This window comes from Emergencia sp. (assembly GCF_048465375.1).
Classification (GTDB): domain Bacteria; phylum Bacillota; class Clostridia; order Peptostreptococcales; family Anaerovoracaceae; genus Senimuribacter.
In genome coordinates this window covers 25865-43020 of sequence record NZ_DBFWLQ010000004.1, presented here as the reverse complement: position 1 = coordinate 43020, position 17156 = coordinate 25865, and the positions used below count along the sequence as shown (strand labels likewise).

Below are 17156 nucleotides of genomic sequence, written 5' to 3'. Positions count from 1 at the left end.
CGTTTTTTCATGCCAGATCCGGCGGACAAAGCAATTTTGTTGCCCGAATCATTGTCAAATCAGCAGCCCTGCGTAACTGATTTAGTAATAGACAGAGTTTCATCCGTTTGTTATGAGAAGCTTTTGACTATTTATCGGCTTTTTTACAATCATCAGTACGTTATCAGATAACTACTTTTTCCGCTCTTCCTTGATTCTGCCGATGATGGTATGTTCAGTCAGTTCAGATAACCCATACAGCTTTTGATTGATTATCTCCCGAAAGCAAGCTGGAAGATGGTTCTGGTGCCCCCGATGGGCAGCTACACACTCCACACAGTTTCCATGCTTGTCACAGGGACTGGTACAGCTGCAGTAGTCCTCGCCCTTTGCAATGGCCTGCCGCAGTTCTTTGATAAATGCTTCCTCCAACTGAACCGCAAGAGCAAAATCCTTCTGCTCAAAAGCTGCTAGCGCCGCTTTTTCTTTTTCATTTCCATCAATCTTCATGATCTAACCCTCTCTTTCCCTCAAAGCTGTACCTTTGCAAATGGGATATAATCAAAATCAAATCCAAAATAGCGCGGTCCGAAAGATTCTATGGATTTTTCTTCATGGTAAAAGTCATAGGCCGGCGAGACTACGATGCCGACATGCCGGCCATTTTCCAGATGAGAGTTCAGCAACGGTTCTTTCTCATCCAAATCGATGAAGGAGATAAGGTCGGGGCTTGTCACAGCCGGTCGATTGTCAATCCAGAGAATATGATTTTCATTTTTAAACCAAACCTTATAAATTCTGCCGTCATCGCCCTGCACCTCATAGGTTCCCCAGTAATAGCCGCCTTGATCTCTGGCCTCCAGCCTTTGAATGACTCCGCGCCCCACCACTTTTCCGTCGGCAGCCTCTGCCGCCGCGGTCAAAACATCTTCCGCCTCACGCATGGCTCTGCCTACCTGATAGGCCTTAGACAACGTCCTCGGTACGAGGATGGTTTTCAGTTCTTTACCCGTCATCAGATAAGCAGCTTCCGCCATTTCTCCATAGGCCGCTTCACTGAGGAACTTTCCAATTCGTTCCGCCGCTTTGGTATTCGTGGCCTGCAAGGTTGCATTTTTGTTCCCCCAGGCGTCAAAGTAAGCCGCTGGCAGAAAGTCCATGCCGCGGATTGCAGGCAGCCCCTGAGTCATCTCTGGAATCGCTCTGCCCGCAGGGTCGCCGTCGATAACGGGAATACCCATTTTGTAGGCTGCCGCCATGCAGCATCCAGCGTTAGAGCCGCCAGGTTCCGCGATAAAGAGTCCTTCAACAGTTTTCCCGGTCACCTCTTCTAAGGTTCGCACAGCACCCATCAAAATTTCCTCTAGAAAATACTGCCGCTCCAAGTAGCCCAGCGTTTCCATCTCCCTAAGGGATTCTGCCGTTTTCGGCGCGATACTGCCCATGAAAAATGGACAGCAGTATAACGCATCCCCTTTGATATCGTCAGGGTCCAACAATGCCAAATTCAGGTTCTGGGACAGGCAGTCCAAAAGTGATGTCCTGCCGGCGCTGACCTCCCCTCCGCCGCCAGTACCATAAAAGGCGCATCCCTTCAAAAGGTCCTCGATATCTTGTTCGTTCTTTAAGCTAAATTTTTTGTGCATCTCTACTCCTCCATTTTCGGTCTGCACAGATGGCATCTGACCGTATGATCCGTGTCATAGGTCACCATTTGCGGATCTACCTCTCTGCAGATTTCCATAGTAAAGGGACATCTGGTATTGAAACTGCACCCTTGCGGCACATTGACCGGGCTAGGTATTTCACCTTCAGAGTGAACCTGTGAGGGTTTCAGCGCCTCCTCTGCTTCGGTAACGACAGGAATCGATGACAGCAGCATCTTCGTATACGGGTGCTGCGGGTTTTGAAAAAAGCTTTCCGTCGGAGCGATTTCAGCAATCTTCCCTAAGTACATGATCGCTACCCTGCTGGATACATTGCGCATCAGGCTGAGATCGTGGGTGATGAACAAATAGGTCAGATTCAGTTCCTTCTGCAGCTTCAACAAAGTATTGATAATCTTCGCTTGAACTGACACGTCCAAGGCGCTGGTCGGCTCATCCAGAATCATCATGGACGGATTTGTCGCAAGTGCTCTTGCGATGGCCACCATCTGCCGCTCGCCGCCACTGAGGGTCGACGGATATTTATACATATATTCATAAGGCAGTTCTACAATATCCATCAGCCGCGCTACATACTTTACATATTCACCGGCCCCGCAGACTTTGTGCACCTTCAAGGGCAGGGATAAGATGTCATAGATATTTCGCTGTGGGTTTAAAGACGTCCCCGGATCTTGAAAGACGATTTGAATTTCCTTCTTCAGTTCCAGAGAACGTTTGGCCAGAGGCATGCTGATATCCTGACCTTTAAAGAGAACCTGCCCTCCTGTCATCTCCTCCATACCGATGACATTGTAGGCAGTGGTGCTCTTGCCGGAACCCGATTCTCCTACCAGGCCCAGAGTTTCGCCTGCCTTCAGTCTGAAGTTTATGCCGTCTATCGCTTTCACAAACTGTTCTTTCTCGCCGCGTACAGGAAAATATTTCTTTAGATCCGTCACTTCCAGGACATATTCATTGCTTTTCTTCTCCACCTATTTCACCTCCTCAAACCGATAGCACGCGACAAAATGCTCCGGTCTTACTTCAAATAACGGCGGCTGTGACTGCCTGCACCGTTCTGTGGCATGAGGGCATCTGGGGGCAAACCGGCAGCCCTTTGGCGGATCCATGTAGTTGGGAAGATGCCCAGGTATACCTGTTGAAATGCCTCCTCCTGAGAGTTTAGGCACGCAGCCCATCAATCCGATGGTATAAGGATGAAAGTATTCGCAGAACAAGTCCTCGGACTTTGCAACCTCTACCATGTTGCCCGCATACATCACATAGATTCGATCCGCCATCATTCTGGCGACCCCCAGGGAGTGCGTAATCAGTATGAGGGAGCTCTCTTTCTCTTCCACTCTTTGTTTAAGAGTCTTCAGCACTTGATCCTGTATGGTTACATCCAGGTTTGTCGTCGGCTCGTCGGCGATGACCAAATCTCTTGGCGTAGCAAGAGACATAGCGATGCAGATCCTCTGTCTCATACCGCCTGACAGCTGAAAGGGATAGCTGTCCATGATCCGCTCGGGATCAGGGAGCTGGGTCTCTTTCAAAGCAGCGATGGTCCTTTCGGTCTGCACACGTTTATCTTTTGCCCCTTCGATACCAGAATAGCTGACGATTTCTTTCATCTGATTTCCCACGGTAAACACGGGGTTCAAGGAGGCTATTGGATCTTGAAAGATGATGGAAATCCCTTTCTCTCTCAATTTCTTCAAGTCTCTTTTGTTCATTTCTAACACGTTGTCACCTTGGAAGTACACTTCTCCCTGGTCCACCCTGGCCTGTCTGGCGAGAATCTGGGCGATGGTGTATACTGTTGTCGTCTTGCCGCAGCCGGTCTCTCCGACGATGCTGATTTTCTCGCGGCGCTTGACGTGGAGATTTACTCCGTTCAGAACTTTCGTGTAGCCTTTGAAGGTTCGGAAAGAGACATAAAGATCTTTCAAATCCACAATTAAATCCGCCTTATTCTTTGTATCCATTTTCTTTCCTCCTCTATTCATTGTCCGAGAGCATATCCTTGATTCCATCCCCTGCTAAGTTGAAGCCCAGTACGATCAGCATGATGGCAAGGGCCGGGAAAATGGACATCCACCATTGATCCGGCAGGTAGGCTACGCCATCAGATACCATTGCGCCAAGAGATGGTGTCGGCGGCTGTTCTCCCATTCCAAGATAACTCAGGGTGGCTCCAGCCATGATTGCCCATCCCATGTCCAAGGTGACCTTCGTCAGCACAGGTCCCAGGGCATTGGGTAATATCTCTCGGAACAGAATATGGGCGTTGCTGGCACCGGTCACCTCTGCAGCCCTGATGTACACTTCATTTCTCGAGGAAACTACGATGTTATTTACAAGCCTGGTATACCAAGGCCACCAGGATACACACAGCGCCAGCATCGCATTCATCAAAGTCGGTTTCATGATGGACGATACGCACATGACCAGGATCAAGGCAGGCAGCGCCAGAAATACGTCCGCCAGGCGCATGATGAAGTTAGATACAAACTTGCCGTTGAAGTAGCCGGCAATTAATCCCAGGATTCCTCCCAGGGGCACTACGACGGCCAGACAACCGATTCCCATGGTAAATGCGCCGCGGAAAGCATAGCAGATACGGCTGAAGATATCTCTGCCCGTCGTATCCGTCCCCATCAGGTGCGAAAGAGACGGTCCCTGATTGGCTTCATTGAATTTTACCACTGATCCGATGTCTTCCGGATAGGGGGCTATGAATTCATAAAATACTGCTACGAATAAGATAATCAGTATGATAGCAAGTCCGGCAACCGAAACCTTGTTGAGCGAGAACTTATACCACAGTTTCCTGGCGTTTTCTAGGTGATTTTTCTTTGGAAGCCTGCTCGTATCTACCGAGGAAACATCGATGATGTAACTTTCCTTGTTCATTGTTTTGTTCTCCTTTCTGCTGGTTACGATAGTCTTGCCCGCGGATCAAGCCAGCGTATGACCATATCAGAGATGATGTTGAAGACCAGTATAATCAGGCCGTCCACCATGATGACCGCCGAAACGGCGAATACGTCTTTGTTCATCATCGCCTGCAGTCCGTAGTTAGAAAGCCCCGGAAAGCCGAAAATCTGTTCTACCAGATAAGCGCTGCCAAAGATGCCTGCGATATCTAAAGACATGGTGGTGATGGTCGAATTCATCGACGGCTTGAGCAGATACTTGAACAAAATCTTATTTTCGGGAATTCCATAAGCTCTCTCTGCAAATGCATAAGGCTTTTCCGTATTCTCGATCATGCTGGAACGGGTAATTCTAGCGGCTTGACTGATGCCGGCAAAAGAGAGGACGACTGACGGCATGATGATATGCTTAAACGCGTCCCAGGCTCCCGCCATATCTCCTGCCAATATGTAGTCCAAAACATACATACCTGTCACAGTTGGCGGCGGACTGAACCCGGCGCTGATGCGACCGGATATGGGCAGTATCGGAAAGATATAAGCAAATATCAGCATGGCAAACACCGCCCATAAGAAGGCTGGCGCTACAATTCCAAAATAGGAAGAAACTCTGATGATCGCGTCCTGCCACTTGCCCGCATACTTCGTTGAAATGACACCGAGAATCAATCCGAAAATGATGAGCAGCAGCGCTGCGATAATGGCCAGTTCCGCAGTCGCCGGCAGGTAACTCATGATATCCTGCGATACTGGACGCTTGGTAATGATGGACTCGCCAAAATCTCCACTTACCATGTCCTTTAGCCAATAACCATACTGTACGACGATGGGCTGATCGAGGCGCATCTCCTGGCTCAAAGCGGCAACCGCCGATTCGGGTGCTCTGGCGCCCAGCGCCATGCGTGCAGTATCTCCGGGCATCACCCTGACGATGACAAAGATCAAGACCGATAACCCAAAGAGCACAAGGATGTATGATAATATCCGTTTTATCATTTTAATAGTCATAAATCCTCCTTCGTAATTTTTTTGCCCAGGACAGGAGAGCATCTCCCCTGTCCTGTGTGATGATGCAGACAGCCACTATTTTTTCACTTCAAATTCTCTCAGATAGTAAGAGTACCCGCCGGCATATACGAAAGGCTTTCCTGATGCGAATTTTTCTGCTACTGGAAGGTTAACGATATTGTCTGATCTGTAGGCAAAGCTAGAGGCAATATCGCCGACCCAGATGGTAGGACATAGGTCAATTAGTTCCTCAGAAATCTTTTCATATGCAGCCGTCCTCTCCTTTTCGTCAGCAATTGCCATGGCATCGGTGATTTCTTTGTCGATTTTATCACTTTGCAGCCACTCCATCTGCTCCCAAGAACCGCAGGAAGAAGAGTGATATCTGGATTTCAAGAACACACCGCCGTCCAGATAAGGACCGGCAAATACTACGAACGCTGCGTTTGGTGTGGTTTCTACAGTAGCGGCATCGGTCATCATCGTTGCGAAGGGTTTCCCTGCGATTTCGCAAGTCACGCCGATTTTATCAAGACCCGACTGCATCAGCAGCGCTAGCTTCTCTTGATTGTCTCCCCCTTCAGAGCAATAGGTCAGGGTAATCTTTTTCTTTCCACTGATCAGGTCATCGTAATACTTCGACTGTTTCAATTCTGCTTTCGCCTTGTCCAGATCATAGGCATATGGGTTCGTGTCCAAGGAACCGGCAATCCCTGCCAAAATCGGTCCTGTCGCCTTTGTGCTGCCCGGGTAGATGCTCTCACAGACCTGATCGTAATCGAGGGCATAAGCCATGGCCTTTCTGACATGGATGTCGTCAGTCGGCGCTGATTTTGTGTTCAGCGCGATATTGAAATTGTTGCCAGTCTGTGTTCTGACCAATTCAACGCCGTCGGCTTTCGTCATAGCTTTCAGAGACTCATTGGTCTGCGTATCATCCGTCAAATCCAGTTCATCTCTCGTAATCATCGTGCGGACTGTGGTACCGTCCAAGTTTCCCATCATCACGGCAGTGGTCGGGGCGCCGGCATACTGATCCCATCCCTGCCAGTAATCCTCACTCTTTTCCATGGTCAGGGAATCCTCTGTACGCATCTCCTTCACCTTATATGGTCCAGAACCGGCATCATTGGTCTGCAGCCACTTTTTCCCGTAGTCACCCTTATCGCCATACGTGTCTTTGCTGGTATCCAGGTTTTTCATGACCAGATCCTCTTCCAGAACATAAAGCCTGATCAGCATGTTAGGAAAAGTACCCGAAGGCGAATTCAGAGTGAATTTCACAGTCTGATCGTCTACTGCCTCTGTGGACTTCAGCAGATCTGTAAACAGATAGGCGTAACCCTCTCCCATGGTGATCAGCCTGTCCATACTGAACTTGACGTCGCTGGCCTTCACCGGGTTTCCGCTGTGGAACTTGGCGTCTTTATTCAGATGGAAGGTATACTCTGTACTGCTGTCATTGACGTCCCACTTCTCTGCCAAAAGCGGCTCTACCGAACCGTCCGTGTTGGGATAGGTCAGACTATCGTAGAGATTGATCATGGCAATGGTATCTGCCGACTTGCTCCCCACGCCAGGGTCGATGGCCGCCGGCCAGTCGATATTAAAGGTTACAGAGTCCTTGCCTTTCGTCTCTGTGCCGCTGTCCTTGTCTCCTCCGCCGCAGGCAGATAAGGAAATCAGCATTGCCACTGCCGTTACTACTACTAGTAACTTCTTAAAGTTCTTTTTCATAATTCTCTCCTTGTTATCATCATTTCTGCAACAACTATTTCTACTTTCTTTTATATAATCTGTCTCGCCAAAGCCGCCAGGTACGAGTCTAGCCTTCTGCCCAAAATCTTCTCCAACATGTTGCATATTTTGATTGTCTTTTCCGTATCAATCCCAGTGTCAATTTTCATGATATCCAGCATTCCTGCGAAGTCGCAGGTTTCTACCAGGCCTGTGCGGCAGTCGTTATAATAATAGTCTCCCGTACCCTTGCAGGGGACTTTGTCAACGATGTTGGCTACCTGGCCGCCGATACCGCCCAAGGTACAATCAAAGGCTGTTACACCGGCCTCCATAGCCGCATAATACGCAGCCAGCCCCATGCCTCTTACGTCGTGTACATGGAAGCTGTGCATTTTTCGATCCGGGTATAAAGAAAATATCTTTGTAAAGTATTCATAAACGGCATCCGGCGCCGCCGTCCCTTCTGTATCAGAGTGTTCAATTTCGTCAAAGCCCAGGTCAAAAACCCTGTCGCAGAATTCATAGGCGGTTTTTAAAGGAACTGCTCCCTGTACCGGACAGCCGAATATGGTGCCTACGTTGGCAAAGACTTTCTTCACGCCAACGCTATGCAGAAGCTTCACATTCCGCTTGGCTTCCGCGAACAGTTCTTCATGAGTTCTATTCATATTCTTACGCGCATAGGCTTCACTGGTCGCCAACTGTCCGCATAGTACGCGGTCAATTTTCGCTCCCTTGTCGAGAGCAACTGCTACACGCTCGCAGGCTTTGGTATTCAAAGCGAGAACGGTATATTCTACGTCGTCCCGTTTGGGCAAATTCTCCAAAACATCCTCGATATCTCTGAACTGGGGCACGTATTTCACATGACTAAAACTTCCGACCTCGATATGCTTAAATCCTGCGCCGATAAGCTGGTTTGCAATGTACAGTTTTGCCTCTGTGGGAACAAAGATTTCCTCATGCTGCAGCCCGTCTCGCAAGGTCACGTCCAGGATCTCAATATGATCTATTTTCTTCATGGTCAACATCCTTTCTGCCTTTATTTCGTCTTGCCTTCGAGTTCTTCCATGATTTCTTTCGCCCGATCGATGCGGACGGCTTTCTCACTGATCATTTGCTGTATGACTGCATCAGCCATATCCTGCGGTACACCCGCCATGGCGGCTACATTTTTCCCATGGAGCGACATGTGTCCCCGCTGTATTCCTTCTGTAGCTAGTGCTTTCATAGCGCCTAGGTTCTGTGCCAACCCGACGCAGGCAATCACTTCACCCAGCTCGACGGCTGATTGTACGCCCAGAATTCTCACAGCCAGTTTTGCCACCGGGTGGACTTTGGTAGCACCGCCGACTAAGCCCACCGCCATGGGCAATTCAATACATCCTGCTAAATTGCCATTTTTCGTTTTTTCCCAAGTGGTCAGCGTCGTGTACTGACCCGTTCTCGCCGCATAGGCGTGGGCGCCGGATTCGATGGCTCTGGTATCATTGCCCGTAGCCAGGACGACTGCATCGATACCGTTCATAATGCCTTTGTTATGAGTCGCCGCTCTATATGGATCTGCTTCTGCAAAGGCATAGGCAGAGATGATCGCGTCCACGACAGCCACGCCGCCCAATTCCTCTTTGTCGATTTCCACTCTCGCCCGGGCAAGTCTTTGGTCGGCCAGATTGGAAAGAATCCGAAGATAAACCTTCCCTCCCGTCAGCTCCTCGATCAAAGGTGCCAGCGCTTCAGCCATGGTGTTAACGGTATTGGCTCCCATGGCGTCCTTTGTATCGACGAGGATATGGGTGACTACCATCTTGCCAAGGGCTGTTTCGACAACTCTTACCTCCAGGTCCTTCATACCGCCGCCTACCTGAATGAGGAACGGGTCCTTCGCATTGGCGATTTCTATCAGCCGCTTCCTGTTCTCCAAAATCCTAAGCCTTGCGGTATGTACGTCGCTGACATTCACGGCTTGTATCTGCGCGATCATCATGGCGCCTGTATTGGAAGTCTGAAAGCCCCCATTTCCTCTGCATATTCTCGCCATATTGCTGGCGGCGGCAATTACAGAGGGTTCCTCCGTCGCCATGGGAATCAAGTAGTCTTTTCCATTGATGCAGAAATTCACTGCGACGCCCAAGGGAATCGGCATGATACCGATGGCGTTTTCAATCATCCGGTCTGCTTCTTTCAGACTCAGCGCACCATCTCGGCGGAGCATCTCCTTCTCGCCCTCTGTCAGCGCTGCAAAATCAGCCACTTCTTCCAGACGATCTGCTGTACTCAAGTTATAGAAACCGCTGTATTTACTCGTCTTCATCTATTGCTCCCTCCATTACAATCAATTTTTTAAATAATTCCACTGCATACGGAATAATCTCATCGTTAAAATCGTATGCGGCAGTGTGAAACGATGGACAGTCGATCCCATTGCCGACAAAGAACAGTGCTCCCGGCCTTATTTTCAAGAAGTGACCAAAATCCTCTGAGCCACGATAAGGTCCGTCCTTTTTTTCAACAGTCCGATATCCGAGAAGTTTTGCCGCCTTCAACACCTTCTCTGCACATTTTTCTCCATTTCTTGTTTCTGGGAACTCGTCTTCAAAGGTGAATTGACAGGTTACACCCGCTTTTTCAGCCTCTTCTCTCGCAATTTCCATTATCTCTAACTGCATTCGATTCAATTCCTCTTCATATTCACCTCGAATAGTCATACGTAAAACACCCGCATCTGCGGCGATACCAAAGGCATATTCCCCTACAGACAGCTGCACTACCGTGCAGAGAACAATACCTTTATATCGCCCAGCATCTGCTATCTGAGGAAGTTTTGATACAAGTCTGGCAAAGGCAAACACCGGGTTTTTCCCTTTTTCGGGCAGACTGGCATGTGTGGGTGTGCCCGTCATCTTAATCGTCATGCCTTTCGACGCACAATTGCTACATCCTTTGCTAATTGTAATTTCGCCAGTCTCACTTTCAGTCTGGTTATGATAGGCGTAAATCTCCACAATATCCTCATTTTCAAGCAGACAGCTTTTTGCCTCTGCCGCTCCCTGTCCCGTTTCCTCTGCATGCTGATAGATTAAATACACGTCTCGGTCCAGTTTCATCCTGTCGATTTCTAAAGCAAGTCCACACAAGGCCGCCGCGTGTCCGTCATGACCGCATTTATGACCAATTCCTGGGAATTTGGATCGGTATGGTTCCTCAATTTGGTCTTCTATAGGCAATCCGTCAATGTCAGCTCGAAATGCGATTGCGGCTCTTTTGTTCAGGTTATCGCTTCTGTAAACTGCATAAAAATATTTTCCCTTGTCGTATAGTGTCAGGTTTGTATATACTTTAAGAAACTCCATCAAAGTATCTTTCGTCCAATATTCCTGGTAAGACAATTCAGGATGCGCATGTAAGCGATGCCGCAATTCTACTACCTTCTTTAAATTTTCTTCCTTCATTAGAAAACCTCTATCGTTTCTTCCGGTGGATTGACCCTGACTATATCGCCGGTTTTTATGCGCTTTGTGACATCACATTCAAATCGATCCATCATCGGAATTTCTCTGCTATAGAATTTTTCAGAAAGGATTCCTCCTGTTGCTGTGATAATTTCACTATCATTAAAGAGAATCGCTTTCGGTGCACAACCACATCTGGCAAGCTCCAGAATAATCGCTGCGCCTACCGTCGATCCCCGTCCCTGCGGATAGATTAGAATTTTATCTTTGATATTCTTACCATATAAATCATGCCACTCATCGATAACAGCTCCAGTTTTCGGATTAACACCGCCGAAGAATCCGAAGGGCATCTTTGATACCAGTGCTTCGCCTTGAACAGCGATACCGCCTACAACAGTACGGCCTTTATATACTTTCATTTTTTATACCTCCTTTGTCCAGACGTATCCACAAACTGCTGATTCAACACACTCCTCTACACTGCCAAAAACCATTTCTGTTCCACATTCCATCGGTCCATAATGCACACATTTGCCTGAGTCCGTCATCATCACCTTGAATCCCCATTCCGCAATGGGCGATATGATCATGCAGGTCTGTGCTCTAATTGTGACCCCCAGGCTCTCAAGGTCTTTACGAATCCCCATTTTTTCTGCCAGAGCAATGGCGGCAGAATTTGCATAAATCCACAAGGCGACGTTATCACTGATTTTACGGCCATTCAGTAACTTTTGCACAGAAATAATTTCGTTGATGGTATAATGTGGACACCCAAGAGCTACGATATCAACATTTTTCCCTTTATGGGTGTTCATCTTTTCTCTTGTTTCCAGTAAATCCTTTTTCGTAAATGTAATAGTCTCCTCAGGATGGTTCCCGCCAAAGGCTTCCTCCAGGGTTCTCGCCTCTGGGGTAATACCCACTATATGGAGAAGCGCTACAGACCCTGAAGCTGCTGCCGCCGCACATAATGCCTTAAGTTCTTCCGTATCAGGGGTTCCCAACATACCGACTACTACTCCGATACGGTTTCCTAAGAGTTGCCCCAGCCTGAATCCAAGAGCCGGATATTCCCAGGCCTGCAACGCTCTATCCATTCTGAGGTCAATCAATACCTGTCCTCGCCGTTCTTCCGCAAGATGCAGGCCTACTTCTGGAGCCAGTCCCAAAATACCGCAGCATATGTCAACTATGGCCGCTTGTCTATTCGTTCTGGCGCCGAGAACTGTATTGGCAAAGGCAACCGCACTGGATTCAGACCAAGCCACATTTTCCCCGAATATCGGCATATTGAACCCGTAATACGGCGTACAGGTCCACACAGGTATGACTCCCAATCGGTTAACCGCCGCTTCTAATCTTTTTTGCATGACTGCGTATTCTTTCGGAGTTTTAGCACCCTCCCAGTCCTCCGCATCCATTCCGTAAGGATCAATTGTAGTCGGAACAGTGAACTTACCGCCCATATCAGCAATTCTTTCTGCCGCTTCCACGCCCGCATCAAAAGCGCTCTTGTATGCGTGCAATACCAAATGCACACTTTGGATTGGGATCAGTCTTTGCGCACCAAATCCCTCTCCAACCTTTATAAGGATTTCCATAGCTAATTTCCGAGCCGGTCCCTCATTTCCGTCCAGTATGTTCTGTTGCTCCGGCGTTAATTGTAACGTCATAGTATTTCACAGCTCCTTTCAGTCAAATCATTCACTATTTTCTGTATATATCATTTAAAAGCAACAACCATGCCAACAGATTTTATCCGTCAATTCCATAGGGTTTCTTTCTATTTTCTCAATTTAAAAATGCCAAAAAAGACACTAGTGTCAAATTAGGCACGTCTGTTTGCCATATTTGACACTAGTGTTATATTTGGCACATTTCTTCAAGCGCAAGAAAGGGATTATTCTTGTAGCTTTCTATAAAAAGTTCTGCGGCTGATTCCCAGCTTTTGAATAGCCATTTCACGATCCCCACCACAGTTTTCGACAGCGGCTCTGATCAACCGCTGCTCATAACGTCTAACTGCTTCTGCAAAGGAGACCTCTTCAAGGAGAAAACTGTTTTTCAGGTCATCAATCAGACTCTCTTCGCAGGCATTCTGGCTGCTTTCACTCTTATATAGCGGCATAGACCTGGCAATACCGTCTTCATCCGTCATGATGACCATTGACTCGACGTAATTCTGCAATTGTCTCACGTTGCCCGGCCATTCATACGCTTCAAATTGATGGTAGGCTTCCGGTGAGATTGAAATATGTTTCTTGTACTTTTCATTGTTTTTCTGCAGAAAGTGATTAATCAGAGGAATAATATCCTCTTTTCGTTCCCTCAGTGGAGGCACCGTAATGCTGACCACGTTGAGACGAAAATACAAATCCTGTCTGAATTGCTTTGCTTTGATCATTTCTTCCAGGTTCTGATTGGTCGCCGCGATAATCCGCACGTCCACGGAAATGCTCTTGCTGCCGCCAACTCTCTCTATCTCCCCCTCCTGCAACACCCTGAGCAGCTTTGCCTGCATGGCATAGGGCATGTCTCCGATTTCATCGAGAAAAAGCGTCCCCTCATGGGCCAGCTCAAATTTGCCCAGCTTGCCACCCTTTCGCGATCCCGTAAACGCGCCGTCTTCATAGCCGAAAAGTTCACTCTCAATCAGGCTGTCAGGTATTGCTGCGCAGTTTACAGTGATGAGCGGTTTGCCGCTGCGATGACTGTTTTCGTGAATCAGCCTGGTGATGACTTCCTTGCCGACGCCGCTTTCCCCTCTGATCAGTACAGAAGCGTCGGTATTTGCAATGGTCAGAGCTTTGTCGAGCACTTTATCATAGACTGGGCTCCTGCGCACGATTTTCAGATGGCTGAGGGACTGTTTTTCGTTGAGCTGATTGCCATACTCCCGAGCGATTCCCGCCATTCTGTGAAACTCCTGGTTCAGCTTGTCAAACTCACTGACGTCTTGAAAGATAGAATAAGCGCCCTTGATCTTTCCATTTTTTACGATGGGATAAATCCGCATGGCGACAAACTTCCCTACAGAGTGAATCAGCTGCCGGTTGCGGTAAATCGGCTCCCCCGTTTCCAAGACCTTTAGGAGGATGGCATCTGGTTCTACGACATGCAGGTTCCGTCCAATGGTCTTTCGTTCCGACACGCCGACAATGCGGCTGTATGCCTCGTTTTCAAAGCAAATGCGGCCATCGGCGTCTACCACAATCACCCCGTCGTCCAGCTTGTCTAAGATATCGCTCAAATTCAGTTTTTGCGAGGATTCAATCAAATAAATCAAATCCGCCGTCCTCATTTCACCGACTTTCTTTTCGTTTTCATCCAATACTTCTAATTGCTCTGTATCGAGGATGCTCTCAAGAGCAATATCAGACACGAGCTGATAAGAATAGATATGGTGCTCTAATCTTCTCTTATCAACATTCGTTCTCATGATCCTGCTGATTAACATGTTACCAACTGCCTTTCCTCTACAAAATAGATTATGTACTAGTTACATAACTTCAATATGGCTGACGCATAGATTTTTCCACCCGTCAAAAGCCTGTCAATCTGGGCAAATTCATCGCTGCCATGCATAAAATTATCCACCCTTTCATCAGCAAAACCAAAGGCGACAGCGTTATCAATGCCATGACAATAGGTTAATCCCCCTGCAGCGATACAGTATCCTTTCTCTCCTGTATATTCTTCGTAGCAATGGAGCAGTTTCTCTACAAAGCCGGCCTTCTCATCCACATAATGCGGCCTCACACATTGGGCGCTGTAATGCAGGTCTTCCATCTCTACTCCTTCTATAAAAGACTTCAATTTCTCGTCTGTAAAGCAGATGGGAAGTCTGGCATCAATCGTTAAGTTCAGCTTGGTTTCCGTATAGGTAATTAGGTTGGGAGAAACTGTAATTACACCCGATTTCTCGTCCTCCATATAAATTCTTGCGCTCCTGCCGTAATAATCACCGTGAGGAAACAGTCTGCTGAGATATTGGATCTGCTTAAAACCCTTTAATTTGGAAAACGGCAAGCTGGCCAAAAGCTCCAGCATCGCCGCGATGGCGTTATTACCCGCCTCAGGCATGGATGCATGTGCCGCTTTCCCTATAGCTGTAATTTCAGTCTCGCCACCGTCTAACGCAATACATGTAAAGCGGACCCTTGTCTTCTGTTCTGTATTTTCCATCTGCTGCTGTACTTCAACTGCAGAAATTCCTGTAATAATCGCTTTACAAGTCTCAGCGACAGTATTGTAAGCGGTGCCGCCTTTGATCGAAAGAATTCTCGGCAGTCGCCCGTCCCTATCGTAAACACTTTGTATTTCCGCTACGAGGATGCCCTTTTCAATATTAATCACAGGAAAAGATGCGTCAGGGCTGATTGTCATCTCTGCGGGCTCCGTTCTTTCAAAATAGTAGTGCAGTTCCTCAGAGCCAGTTTCTTCACCGCAGCCAAGAAAAACACAGGGATTCCCTTTCAAGGGCAGACGTAACTCTTTAATCGCTCTTAGCGAATAGATTACGGCAAGAGCAGGCCCCTTATCGTCAGCCACTCCTCTGCCGTACACTTTCCCATTGTCTATTTTCATCACAAAGGGATCGGTCTGCCTCCAATCTGAAGGCGACGCCGGAACGACATCTAAATGCGTTAAAATGTCTAAATTTCGGTTCTGCTCGCAATTTATCTGCACAATTCCCAGATAGTTTTCCCAGTTCTCCGTATATAATCCGTAGCCCGCCGCAATATCCAGTGCTGTTTTTAAAGACCTCGCCGGGCCTTCCCCAAATGGCATTCCCTGCCTTGCTTCACCTCGCCTGCTGTCGATGGCAATCAGCTTCGCTAAATCTTTCAGATATTCCTCCCTATGTTGTTCAAAATAATTTTCAATCAATTGCTTTTCCATTGCGCTTCTCCTTTTCGATTGTTCATGCCTTACGGTAATAGATAAAGCAATTTATGTGCCAATTGTTCAAACAAAACAATACCCCCGAACAGATAATTTTTATCTGCTCAGGGGCAGGGTGGCTTGCATTCTTTTTATCAGCGCTGCTAACGCAGCTTATTCGCATTTTTCTATTAAATCCTCAACCTGTACTATACTCCTGCAGGAGTATTTTTGCAGCGAAATAGGTCATCGATCAACAGCTAACTTTTAGTATTCATCACTTAACAGAAAATCCGCTAAATGAACAATTTTAACGCCGTTGATATTACCCGCGGCCAATTCGTCCAGCGTTACCACATATTTCGGATAGTGGTCTCTGATTTCAAGAAGATTGGCAACCTCCCGATCGGATTCCTCCGGCAGCCTGCGGCACACCTGGACATAAAGACGCGTCTCACGCCGCACTGCAACAAAGTCTATCTCTTTCGTTTCATTTTTTCCGACATAGACATCATAACCTCTGCGGCGTAGTTCAAAGTAGACGATGTTTTCCAGCATAGCAGCAATTGACTTCGGATTGAAGCCCATTATACAGTATTTAAGAGAAGAATCAGCAAGATAGAATTTTTCCTGCGTTTTCAATACAGATTTACCCTGTAAATCATATCTCTGGCAGCGATAAATAACAAACGCCTTCTCCAGCCAGCTCAAATAGTTGTACACCGCCTCAACAGACAATGAACGCCCCTCGCTTTTTAAGAACTTTGCAATGGCGTTAGCTGAAAAAGTCTTTCCTACATTTTCAACAATATACTTTACAACGCGGTTGAACAAATCAAAGTTCATAATATTATGCCGTCTCATAATATCGTTCGTGACTACAGAACTGTAAATCCCCTCTACAATTTGATAAGCCGCGCGTTCATCAAAATTACCGAGTGCCACGATTGGAAAACCGCCCAATCGCAGATATTCATTTAACAATTCTTTTGGGGAACGAGAATCGGAATTTTTAAATTCCAGATATTCGGCAAAAGACAAAGTATAGATCGGAATGGAAATATACCGTCCCGTTAAATAGGTGGAAATTTCGCTCGACATCAATTTGGAATTGGAACCAGTCACATAAATATCAGTATTGGCATTTTCAAGCAAACTGTTGACGGCTTTTTCCCACCCGTCTATTTCCTGCACTTCATCCAACAGAAGATAGTATCGTCCGTCATCTATCATCTGTTCTTTGATACCGTGATACATATCCTTGTCATTCATTTCACTTCCAAAATCTTCTGAGGTATAACGCATACTGATAATATGGTCTGCTGGAATGCCGCTGTTCAACAAATCGTCCCGCAGCATTTCCAGGATTGTAGATTTCCCGCAGCGCCTGATTCCCGCCAGTATTTTAACAAGCGGAACATCACGGTAAGTTTTCAGGATATTCATATATTGCGGTCTGATGATCATCTGGCTCGCCTCCTTGTTTTCTACCAATATTATAC

General features: G+C 47.3%; 15 protein-coding genes. All 15 read right to left on the bottom strand.

The genetic code is table 11. The features are described 5' to 3' along the window. Positions 1-171: 171 nt before the first annotated feature. The 15 genes from ACMQ5W_RS04070 to ACMQ5W_RS04000 all read right to left on the bottom strand — a co-directional run bounded on the left by ACMQ5W_RS04070 (position 172) and on the right by ACMQ5W_RS04000 (position 17121). Positions 172-489, bottom strand: a complete 318-nt coding sequence (locus tag ACMQ5W_RS04070) for an LPS biosynthesis protein (RefSeq protein ID WP_419023602.1) — start codon at positions 487-489, stop codon at positions 172-174. 20 nt (positions 490-509) lie between these two features. Next, complete coding sequence (locus ACMQ5W_RS04065; RefSeq protein WP_419023600.1) at positions 510-1625, bottom strand: DUF917 domain-containing protein; 1116 nt, start codon at positions 1623-1625, stop codon at positions 510-512. 2 nt (positions 1626-1627) lie between these two features. Further along, a complete protein-coding gene (locus tag ACMQ5W_RS04060; RefSeq protein WP_419023599.1) occupies positions 1628-2620 on the bottom strand; it encodes an ABC transporter ATP-binding protein in 993 nt (330 codons plus the stop codon). Continuing rightward, positions 2621-3616 (bottom strand): ABC transporter ATP-binding protein, encoded by a 996-nt coding sequence (locus ACMQ5W_RS04055; RefSeq protein ID WP_419023597.1) that lies wholly within the window; start codon positions 3614-3616, stop codon positions 2621-2623. It lies immediately after the preceding gene. 13 nt (positions 3617-3629) lie between these two features. Further along, complete coding sequence (locus tag ACMQ5W_RS04050; RefSeq protein ID WP_148492289.1) at positions 3630-4544, bottom strand: ABC transporter permease; 915 nt, start codon at positions 4542-4544, stop codon at positions 3630-3632. A 23-nt stretch (positions 4545-4567) separates the two neighbouring features. Next, positions 4568-5575 carry an ABC transporter permease gene (locus tag ACMQ5W_RS04045; RefSeq protein ID WP_419023595.1) on the bottom strand — a complete coding sequence of 336 codons (1008 nt, stop codon included), beginning with the start codon at positions 5573-5575 and terminating at the stop codon, positions 4568-4570. Between the two features lie 75 nt (positions 5576-5650). Continuing rightward, on the bottom strand, positions 5651-7312 hold the full coding sequence (locus ACMQ5W_RS04040) for an ABC transporter substrate-binding protein (protein WP_419023593.1): 1662 nt from the start codon (positions 7310-7312) through the stop codon (positions 5651-5653). A 50-nt stretch (positions 7313-7362) separates the two neighbouring features. Continuing rightward, positions 7363-8337: a hypothetical protein gene (locus ACMQ5W_RS04035; RefSeq protein WP_419023591.1), complete on the bottom strand. Its 975-nt coding sequence runs from the start codon at positions 8335-8337 to the stop codon at positions 7363-7365. Positions 8338-8357: 20 nt separating this feature from the next. Beyond that, the gene (locus tag ACMQ5W_RS04030; protein WP_419023589.1) at positions 8358-9629 is read right to left on the bottom strand and encodes a hydroxymethylglutaryl-CoA reductase, degradative; all 1272 of its coding nucleotides are present in this window, start codon (positions 9627-9629) and stop codon (positions 8358-8360) included. Next, positions 9616-10767, bottom strand: a complete 1152-nt coding sequence (locus ACMQ5W_RS04025; protein WP_419023587.1) for a M20 metallopeptidase family protein — start codon at positions 10765-10767, stop codon at positions 9616-9618. The genes ACMQ5W_RS04030 and ACMQ5W_RS04025 overlap by 14 nt, the downstream gene beginning before the upstream one ends. Further along, positions 10767-11189, bottom strand: a complete 423-nt coding sequence (locus ACMQ5W_RS04020) for an aconitase X swivel domain-containing protein (RefSeq protein ID WP_148492283.1) — start codon at positions 11187-11189, stop codon at positions 10767-10769. The genes ACMQ5W_RS04025 and ACMQ5W_RS04020 overlap by 1 nt, the downstream gene beginning before the upstream one ends. Positions 11190-11192: 3 nt before the next feature. Further along, positions 11193-12443, bottom strand: coding sequence for an aconitase X (locus ACMQ5W_RS04015; protein WP_419023585.1), 1251 nt, complete (start codon positions 12441-12443; stop codon positions 11193-11195). Positions 12444-12670: 227 nt separating this feature from the next. Continuing rightward, positions 12671-14209: a sigma-54 interaction domain-containing protein gene (locus tag ACMQ5W_RS04010; RefSeq protein WP_419023583.1), complete on the bottom strand. Its 1539-nt coding sequence runs from the start codon at positions 14207-14209 to the stop codon at positions 12671-12673. A 56-nt stretch (positions 14210-14265) separates the two neighbouring features. After that, positions 14266-15672, bottom strand: coding sequence for a Sapep family Mn(2+)-dependent dipeptidase (locus ACMQ5W_RS04005; RefSeq protein WP_419023581.1), 1407 nt, complete (start codon positions 15670-15672; stop codon positions 14266-14268). A 249-nt stretch (positions 15673-15921) separates the two neighbouring features. After that, the gene (locus ACMQ5W_RS04000; RefSeq protein ID WP_419023579.1) at positions 15922-17121 is read right to left on the bottom strand and encodes an ATP-binding protein; all 1200 of its coding nucleotides are present in this window, start codon (positions 17119-17121) and stop codon (positions 15922-15924) included. Positions 17122-17156 lie beyond the last annotated feature (35 nt).